General features: G+C 61.5%; 8 protein-coding genes, 1 other RNA gene and 1 pseudogene. 3 read left to right on the top strand and 7 right to left on the bottom strand.

What is annotated here, in order from left to right; all coding sequences use genetic code 11:
* The 4 genes and pseudogenes from KP699_RS09550 to rnpB all read right to left on the bottom strand — a co-directional run.
* Nucleotides 1–373, bottom strand: a pseudogene (locus KP699_RS09550) (hypothetical protein); the annotation flags it as partial.
* A complete protein-coding gene (gene rsmH / locus KP699_RS09545) occupies nucleotides 370–1,401 on the bottom strand; it encodes a 16S rRNA (cytosine(1402)-N(4))-methyltransferase RsmH (RefSeq protein ID WP_077931321.1) in 1,032 nt (343 codons plus the stop codon). The pseudogene KP699_RS09550 and the gene rsmH, both read right to left, overlap by 4 nt.
* Nucleotides 1,398–1,880: a division/cell wall cluster transcriptional repressor MraZ gene (gene mraZ, locus KP699_RS09540; protein WP_025825215.1), complete on the bottom strand. Its 483-nt coding sequence runs from the start codon at nucleotides 1,878–1,880 to the stop codon at nucleotides 1,398–1,400. Before mraZ ends, rsmH begins: the two co-directional genes overlap by 4 nt.
* Nucleotides 1,881–2,192: 312 nt before the next feature.
* Nucleotides 2,193–2,606, bottom strand: an RNA gene (gene rnpB / locus KP699_RS09535) — RNase P RNA component class A.
* 94 nt (nucleotides 2,607–2,700) lie between these two features.
* Between rnpB and KP699_RS09530 the strand changes: the two genes are divergently transcribed.
* Entirely contained in the window at nucleotides 2,701–3,801 is a 1,101-nt protein-coding gene (locus KP699_RS09530) for an alpha/beta hydrolase (RefSeq protein WP_252346916.1), read from the top strand.
* A gap of 94 nt (nucleotides 3,802–3,895) precedes the next feature.
* Here KP699_RS09530 and KP699_RS09525 read toward each other — a convergent pair whose 3' ends face one another.
* Together KP699_RS09525 and zwf are read right to left on the bottom strand one after the other, a co-directional pair.
* Entirely contained in the window at nucleotides 3,896–4,348 is a 453-nt protein-coding gene (locus KP699_RS09525; protein ID WP_215762425.1) for a hypothetical protein, read from the bottom strand.
* Entirely contained in the window at nucleotides 4,345–5,817 is a 1,473-nt protein-coding gene (gene zwf, locus KP699_RS09520; protein WP_212372995.1) for a glucose-6-phosphate dehydrogenase, read from the bottom strand. Before zwf ends, KP699_RS09525 begins: the two co-directional genes overlap by 4 nt.
* A gap of 262 nt (nucleotides 5,818–6,079) precedes the next feature.
* Here zwf and KP699_RS09515 point away from each other — a divergent pair, with 262 nt between their 5' ends.
* Entirely contained in the window at nucleotides 6,080–6,352 is a 273-nt protein-coding gene (locus KP699_RS09515; protein ID WP_025825221.1) for a DUF2312 domain-containing protein, read from the top strand.
* Between the two features lie 98 nt (nucleotides 6,353–6,450).
* Nucleotides 6,451–7,155 carry a hypothetical protein gene (locus tag KP699_RS09510; protein WP_215762424.1) on the top strand — a complete coding sequence of 235 codons (705 nt, stop codon included), beginning with the start codon at nucleotides 6,451–6,453 and terminating at the stop codon, nucleotides 7,153–7,155.
* 42 nt (nucleotides 7,156–7,197) lie between these two features.
* Here the strand turns inward: KP699_RS09510 and proB are convergent, their stop codons facing one another.
* On the bottom strand, nucleotides 7,198–8,328 hold the full coding sequence (gene proB, locus KP699_RS09505; RefSeq protein ID WP_215762423.1) for a glutamate 5-kinase: 1,131 nt from the start codon (nucleotides 8,326–8,328) through the stop codon (nucleotides 7,198–7,200).
* Nucleotides 8,329–8,360 lie beyond the last annotated feature (32 nt).

The following is an 8,360-nucleotide window of genomic DNA, read 5'->3' as shown; positions in this document are numbered from 1 at the left end:
GCGCAGGCGTGGCAGACTGAGCGGAGGCCAGCGTTGCCGCGGTCATGCCAGCGCGCGGGTCTTCAACCGGTGCTTTTGTTGCGGGTGCGGGGAGGCGGGCCGCCAGATCCGTCATGCGGACAAACTGCGCGGGGTCCATGGTGTGCAGGTCCGCCAGATGGTGCTCGGCCAGACGGCTGAGCCTTTCCGGCTGGTTTTCCAGCGCCCATTCCGTGCGCAGCATGGCGGTCTGTGCGCGCACACGCTCTGTGTCAGACACGATTTTGGAAATCTGCTGATCTAAAAGCGTGGTCTGATGCTTCTTCGTATAAAGGAAAAATCCCGAAGTAATGGCCAGGACAGCGCAGCAGCAGGTAAAGGGCCGGGGGATCATGGGATCAATCCTTTGCCGAAGGAGGAAATATCGGTCGGGCGTTTTTCCACAGCGCGGAGGCGGGCGCTGCGGGCGCGCGGGTTGGCAATGCATTCCGCATCACCAGGACGAAGGGGCCTCCCGGTGAGCGCGATAAAGGCGGGTTCATCCCCCTTCGTCAATGCCGCACGCGGGTCATAACGTGAAAAACTTGCGGTTTTGCCGGTCGCAGTGGCCATCACCCGTTTGGCAATGCGGTCTTCCAGAGAATGGAAGGAGACCACAACCAGCCGGCCACCGGGGGCCAGCAGATCAAGCGCCTGCGTCAGGCCGCGCTCAATCTCGCCAAGCTCATCATTGACGGCAATGCGCAGCCCCTGAAAAGAGCGGGTTGCGGCATCAATACCGGACCGGTCGCTGGGCACCACGCGGCGGATCAGCCCGGCCAGTTGCGCAGTCGTTTCAAACGGCGTGTCCACGCGGTCGGCCACAATGGCGCGGGCCACGCGGCGGGCATGCCGTTCTTCCCCATAAAAATGGAAAATATCCGCCAGTTCGCTTTCCGGCGCGTTATTCACGATATCCGCAGCGGAGGGGCCGCTTTTTGCCATCCGCATATCCAGCGGGCCATCCATGCGGAATGAAAAACCGCGCTCGGCTTCATCAAGCTGGAAAGAGGACACGCCGAGGTCCAGCACAATGCCATCAAATGCCGGAGCATGGGCTGCGGCCGCAAGGTCCGTCATGCTGCCAAATCCGCCGTGCAGCATATGCAGGCGCGGCTGCCCCGCCTCAGTCACAAAAGCCGCGGCCATGGCCTGCCCGCGTGCAATGGCGTCCGGGTCCCGGTCAATAGCCCAGACGGCGCAGTCTGCCTGCTTCAGAATGGCGGATGTGTAGCCGCCACCGCCAAAGGTGCAGTCCAGAATGGCCTCGCCATCGGCGGGTTTCAGAGTGTCCAGCACTTCACGCAGCATAACGGGCACATGGCCCGGCGCGGGTGTGCCGGAGGCGTCGTGCAGGGCGGGTGGAGATGTCAGCGCATTCATGCAGCCCCTCCGTCCTGTCCATCGCGTGCGGCGGGAATGCTGATGCGGCGGGAGCGCTGGCGTGCGTCCTCACGGCGCTGGCGTGCGGCTTCGGGCTCCCAGATCTGGAAGGTGCGGCCAACACCCATAAAAGCCACCACGGCACTTTCTGTAATGCCAGCGTGTTCGCGCAGAAAATCGGGGATGATGATGCGGCCTTCGCGGTCCGGATCAAGCGGGTACGCATCGGCATACAGGGCTGCCGCAAGATCATCATGCTCGTCAGAAAACATATCCAGCCGGTCCAGCGGCTGGGTCAGGCGAGAGAAGGCTCCGGCAGGCCACGCTTCAATGCAGGGCATTGTATGGGATGGTCGCAGGATCACCAGTGAATCGCCTTCCGTATGCTGCGCCTTCAGAACAGTGCGGAATCCGGCAGGAATCGAAACGCGACCTTTCGCGTCGAACCGATTCTCATGCGTGCCGAGAAACACACTCACGTAAGACGATGTCCTTCTGATTCAGGCCTTTCCGTTCGCAGAACAGCGGGGAACGGAGCCGCTTCCACCACCTGCATGGTGTTCTGTGGGATAGCATGGGATTTTATGGGACGCAAATTAAAAAGGCAGAAAAAACAGCAGAAAACTGCCATTTGTGAAGTAGTTCGTGAGAACTGTTCTGCAAGATGCAAAGCAATGTTGAAATAGAGAGCAACAACACTTTGCCATGCCATGTTCTGTAAATGTTCTGGTTATATCTGCAAAGACTGGCTGCACAGCGTTAGCTGCGGCCCGAAATGAGGCAGAAACAGAAATGCCAGACGGTCTGTAAGCCGGGTTCTGTCCAGCTCCGGAGAGCCTGGACGGTCATTCGTCTGGGACACACCTCACGATGTGCCTCGCGCAACCAACCCGAGCAGCGGGGCGGGAGAACCCCTGAAACCCTTGCAGGTTTCCGCCGCTCCTATTCGGTCTTGCTCCCGGTGGGGTTTGCCCTGCCTCCGCTGTTACCAGAAGAGCGGTGCGCTCTTACCGCACCGTTTCACCCTTACCTTCAGCTTTGTCCCATGGTTTCCCATGAAACATCGCCCGGAAGGCGGTTTGTTTTCTGTGGCACTTTCCCTAAGGTCACCCTCGCCAGCCGTTAGCTGGCACCGTTCTCCCGTGGAGCCCGGACTTTCCTCCCTCCTGCACATACTGCAGAACAGCGACCGTCCGACCGTCTGGCGGCGCCACCCTGCGTCGGGCGGCACAGCAGGTCAAGGGGCAAGTGTGACGGAATCGTATCGGCCTGCGCTGAGAATAGGATATGCTCGCCGCCATGACAGTTTCCGCAGAGCCTGAGAGTGCTCAGGCTGTTCCCGCCCGCCCCAACGTCTCCTCCCGCCTTCTGCTGGGCTGGATCCGCTGGCAGGCCGCCCGTCGCAGGGCAAGAGCACTCCGGCATCCTCTGCCTGTTCCAGAAATTATGCCGGAAATTCTGGAACAGAGCGGGCCGGAGGCTATGGCGGCCAGTGAGGCAGGGCAGACCCCGGACAATCTGAGGGGTGCAGCGGCGGAGCAAGCCAGTTTTCTGGTCGCGCTGCGCAAGGCGATGGATACGCCCTCCTTCCCGACACGCCTGTCGTCTCTGGGGCTCAGGAAAGTTTTCTCTCTTTCCGTGCCCGGTGCGGCTGGCCCCATGCGGGCCCGGCTTTATCTGCCTTACGGGCGGGTGCGGGGCGCTGTGCTGTATCTGCACGGGGGCGGGTTTGTGCATTGCGGGCTCAATTCGCATCACGGCATCTGTTGCCGTCTGGCGCGGGTTTCCGGGGCGGCAGTCCTGTTGCCGGATTACCGGCTGGCCCCGGAGCATCCTTATCCTGCCGCCGTGGAGGATAGTCAGGCTGCTCTGCGCTGGCTTGCAGATATTTCGGTCCGTTTCTGGGGTGGGAAAGTGGCTGTGGCGGGCGACAGCGCGGGCGGGAATCTGTCGGCTGTTCTGGCGCAGGAGGGGGCGGCGGGGCGCGGTCCGGTTCCGGCGTTGCAGGTCCTGTACTATCCGTCGCTCTATGGCGCGCAGGTTTTTCCGTCGCATGAGTTGTACGCGGAGGGCTATTTTCTCTCCCGTGCCTCCATGCAGTGGTACGGGGACCAGTATATTGCGCGGGAGGAAGACTGGACGGCGCGCCGGTTTGTGCCGGGCCTTGCTCCCGATCTGTCAGGTCTGCCGCCTGCCGTCATTATCACGGCGGAATGTGACCCGATGCGGGATGAAGGTGCGGCCTACGCAAAGGCGCTTCGGGCCGCAGGTGTGCCGGTGCGGTATCACTGCTATCGCGGCGCACTGCACGGATTTCTGAATTTTTACGCGCTCATGCCCAATGGCAAGGCCGCACTCCGTCTGGGCGGGCGGGCCTTGCGCAAAGCATTTGCAGCCTGAAGTGCCGGAGAAGCGTCAGGACGCAGTTAAAGACAGGCGAGGCAAAGGCAGTTGCCTGCTTTGGCCAGACTCACAGGAGCGTTCTGGCCAGCCTTCAGGGTACGGGGTGAAAAGCGTTGGGCGACCCCTGATCTGACATGATGATGCGGTTCATCCGGTCAATCCGCAGGGTGAACAGCTTTGGCAGATCACCTTTGGGGCCGGGGCAGGAGCCGGATGTTTTCTGCATCACATCAATACGGGAGGCCGTTGGCGGGTCATTCCCGTTCACAATAAACAGCAGGCAGTCCGGTTTGATGGGCGTCATGCCATTATGCGTCACCATCACCCGCAGGTGGCGGACCAGAGCCGTATCATCAAACCAGCTTTCCGGCCGGAAGGTGTAGCGGTCCGTCAGCGTGTCCAGCGTGCCGGTTTTGGCCAGCACAATGACCAGCACGGAAATAGGCACCACCAGCGCCAGACGACGCAGAACATGCTGGCGCAGCGTGCGTTTGCGGAACGGCCCGCGGAGCGGAGGAGTGGGTTTGGGAGCGTTTGCAGTCATGTCAGCATATCCTCATGCCACAGGGCACCATCGCGCGCCAGAAGGGCACGGGTTGAGGCGGGCCCCCAGCTCCCGGCAGGGTAGGGTTCCAGAGGGGAGAGGGCATGACGCCATGAGTCCAGAATGGGTTCAATCCAGCGCCATGAGGCTTCCACCTCGTCCCGGCGGATGAACAGAGCCGGGTTGCCACGCACGGCGTCCAGCAGCAGGCGCTCGTAAGAATCGTGATACTCGATGGTAAACTGGTTCTCATACGCCATATCAAGAGCGGCATTACGCACCCGGAAGCCGCCTGCGCCGGGGTCTTTACTGGCCAGAACCAGTGAGAGCCCTTCATTCGGCGCGATGCGGATAACCAGCCGACCGGGGGAAGGCGTATTGGTAAAAATGGGCCACATCTGCGGGCGGAATTGCAGCACAATTTCGGTCGTCTTGGCGGCGAGACGCTTGCCGGTGCGCAGGTAGAAGGGCGTATTCCCCCAGCGCGAAGAGCGGATTTTTGTGCGGATCGCGACAAAGGTTTCCGTATTGCTGGCGCGGTCCTGCGCCAGATCCTCGGCGTAACCCGGCACGTCCTGCCCATCAATACGGCCAGCGGTATACTGCCCACGAATGACGTTGTGCCGCACCATATCTGGCGTCATGGGGCGCAGGGCGTTGAGCACCTTCAGTTTTTCGTTCCGCAGATCATCCGCCTGAAGGGAGGCCGGGGCGTCCATCGCCACCATGCACAGCACCTGCAACAGGTGGTTCTGCACCATATCCCGCAGTGCGCCGGATTCGTCATAATAGGGGCCACGCTTGCCCACGCCGACGGTCTCAGCGGCAGTAATCTGCACATGCGCAATCGCATCGGAGGACCAGAGTTTTTCCAGTGCCGGGTTGGCAAACCGCAGGGCCAGAATGTTCTGGACGCCCTCTTTCCCCAGATAATGGTCAATCCGGTAGATCGACTCTTCGGGGAAGAACCGGCCCACGCCGTCATTGATTTCCGTCGCGGTTTCCAGATTAACCCCGATGGGTTTTTCCAGCACAACGCGGGTGATGGGGGTAATCAGGCTATGCCCGGCAAGCGCTGCACACAGCGGCGCATACAGGGCCGGGCTGGTTGCCAGATAAAAGACTCGCGTGCGCTGCGGGTCGGACAGGATGCCTTCCAGCCCGCTCCAGTCGCTGCCCTCCTGAGTGGCGTCCAGCGCGACATACTGTATCAGCCCCAGAAAGCTGTTCAGCGTTTCCGCGTCCCGTGCAGCGGCGGGCGCAAATTCCTTTAAGGCAGTCCGCACCTGTTCACGGTACTGGTCAGGGGAGTGGGCGGAACGCGCAATGCAGATGATGCGGGCATCATCCTGAAATTCCTGCGCATGAAACCGCTGTAAAAACGCAGGCAGCAGCTTGCGCATTGTCAGATCGCCGGTGGCGCCGAAGATAATAAAATCGAAAGGATCAATCCGGTTGATGTGCGCCATAGCCATAGTACTTTCGCAGGAGTGTGGGTGCCTTCGAAAAGCCCCAAACAAAGACTTTCTTCCCCGTGAGTGTGCAGCCAAGAACGGGGTAGTCGGGAAAGCGTTGTGGCAGAGGGTTTGTCCATAAGGCTTCTGGCTGTCAAGGTAATTGACCGCGCGGGCGGCTCGCGATAAGCCCGCGCCTTTGGTGTTCGGGCGTGGCGGGCGGAAGGCCTGCCGCACTCAGGCCCTGAACACGGACTGGAAACGGGGGAACTGGAGCATGGATACCGAAGGATTTTCCGGTGGTGACGATGCAGCCGTGGGTGGCATTGCCGCTGACCGGCTGAGAAGCATCATCGAACGGGTCGAGCGTCTGGAAGAAGAGCGCAAGGCCCTTGCTGGCGATATCAAGGATATCTTCACGGAAGCCAAGTCCGCCGGGTTTGATGTTAAAGTCATCCGGCAGATCATCCGTCTGCGCAAGCAGGAGCCGAGTGAAGTGGAAGAGCAGGAAACCCTGCTGGATATCTATCGTCGCGCGCTGGGAATGTAATCCTGGAAATTTAATTAACCCCATACCGGGCAGTAAGCTCCTTTTTTCGTGGAGCAGGCTGGCGCGGTGTGGGTTCCTGCCGTGTGGGGTCTGTAAAAATGATGTCTGTGGTTTTTCCAGACTGGATGCCGCTCTGGGCGCAGCTTTTGGTGATAGCGCTTGTTATCGTCTTCGGGCTCGCGTTTCTGATGATGCCGTTTGCCGTCTTTGGCGTAAAAGGCCGTCTGATGGAGCTGGAGCTGCAAACGCGGGAAATGCAGGCCGAACTGCGGGCTATGGCCATGCGTCTGGCCGCAGGGCAGGGGGCAGCGCAAGGGACGTGGCAGGGGAATGGGGCCCGGCCCGCGCAGGAGACAGCGCAGAACCGCCCGCCCATGTCGGCAGGGGTGCCAGAAGGGGTGCAGGTGGAGGAAATCTACCCGCCCGAGCCTGTCAGGCCCTCACCCATTCTTTCAGCACCGGTGCTGACGCCGCTGCGGACCCCAAAAGTTTCTGATGCGTATGAGCCGCGCCGCGATGCGCCGCCTGCGCCCAATCTGGAGCCGGAACCGCGTGAGGCGTCCGGGCGGCGCGTCATGCCCTGGCATGAATCGCAGAAAGACGCCTCCGGCAGGCAGGAGCCTCTGGCCGACGCCATGCGCCGCTACCGCGCGCCAGATGCTGATCAGCCGCCGTATCGTCCGGATTTTCTGCGTCCGGCGGAACAGGCTGCTGAGCCACGGGTCAACCGCTCTTATGATGAAACAAACGGGCGTGCTGAGCCTGTGCTCAACTTTCCCTCCCGCAGACCTGCGGATTTCTGAGGCGCGGAGGAGAGCACGCTCCTCCCCTGAGACGCACGTCTTTTAGACGACGACCAGATCATCCCGGTGGATAATCTCGTCGCGCCCCTGCCATCCCAGAATTTCCGCGAGTTCTGATGAACGATGCCCGGCAATGAGGCGGGCATCATCGGCATCGTAAGCGGACAGGCCCCGTGCCAGAACGCGGCCGCCGTTATCCGTTACAACCACCAGATCCCCCTGCGTGAAGTCCCCTTTGACGCCCAGCACACCGGCTGGCAGCAGGGAGCCTCCATGACGCAGGGCATCTGCCGCGCCGTTATCAATCATAATTTCACCCGCGGGGGTCAGGCTTCCGGCAATCCATTGTTTGCGGGCCGTCTGCGCGCAGGTTTGTGGCAGGAACCATGAGCAACGTGCGCCGTCCAGCAGGGCGCGCAGAGGGTGGTTCTGTTTGCCAAGGGCAATGGCCATAGCGCAGCCGGAGCGGGTGGCAATCCCGGCGGCCAGAAGTTTGGTGCGCATCCCGCCGGACGAATAGCCCGGAGGCGGTTCACCCCCCATGGCCTCAATCTCCGGCGTCATGGCTTCAATCACCGGCAGATGTCTGGCATCCGGATTTGTGCGGGGGTCGGCTGTATATAAGCCATCAATATCGGATAGCAGAACAAGCTGATCAGCCCCCGTCATCTGGGCGACGCGGGCTGCCAGGCGGTCATTGTCCCCAAACCGGATTTCCGTTGTGGCAATGGTGTCGTTCTCATTGATCACCGGCACGCAGCCCAGCCCCAGCAGCGTATCCAGCGTGGCGCGGGCGTTGAGGTACCGCTTGCGGTCTTCCGTATCATCCGGGGTCAGCAGAAGCTGCGCGGCTGTCAGACCCTGTGTGGAGAGCGCCTGACTCCAGGCCTGCGCCAGACTGATCTGCCCGACAGCCGCCGCGGCCTGCTTTTCCGGCAGGCGGAGCGCGCCATGGGTCAGCCCCAGCGTGTGGCGGGCCAGCGCAATCGCGCCGGAGGAGACGACGGTGACATCCGTGCCATGACGCCGGAGTAGCGCGATATCTTCCGCAACACTGGCCAGCCATGCCTGCCGTGGGGCGGCTCTTTCCGGATCGACCACCAGCGCGCTGCCTATCTTGATGACAAGCCTGCGGGCTGAAGAAAGGGAGGGGCTGGCGGGGCGTCCGGTCATGGAAATCGTCCAGTAGTCTGTCACGGGCTCCC

It is taken from the genome of Acetobacter sp. P1H12_c (genome assembly GCF_018811975.1).
Classification (GTDB): Bacteria; Pseudomonadota; Alphaproteobacteria; order Acetobacterales; family Acetobacteraceae; genus Acetobacter; species Acetobacter persici.
Note: the sequence above shows the minus strand (reverse complement) of the source record. Positions and strands in the feature narration are given on the sequence as shown.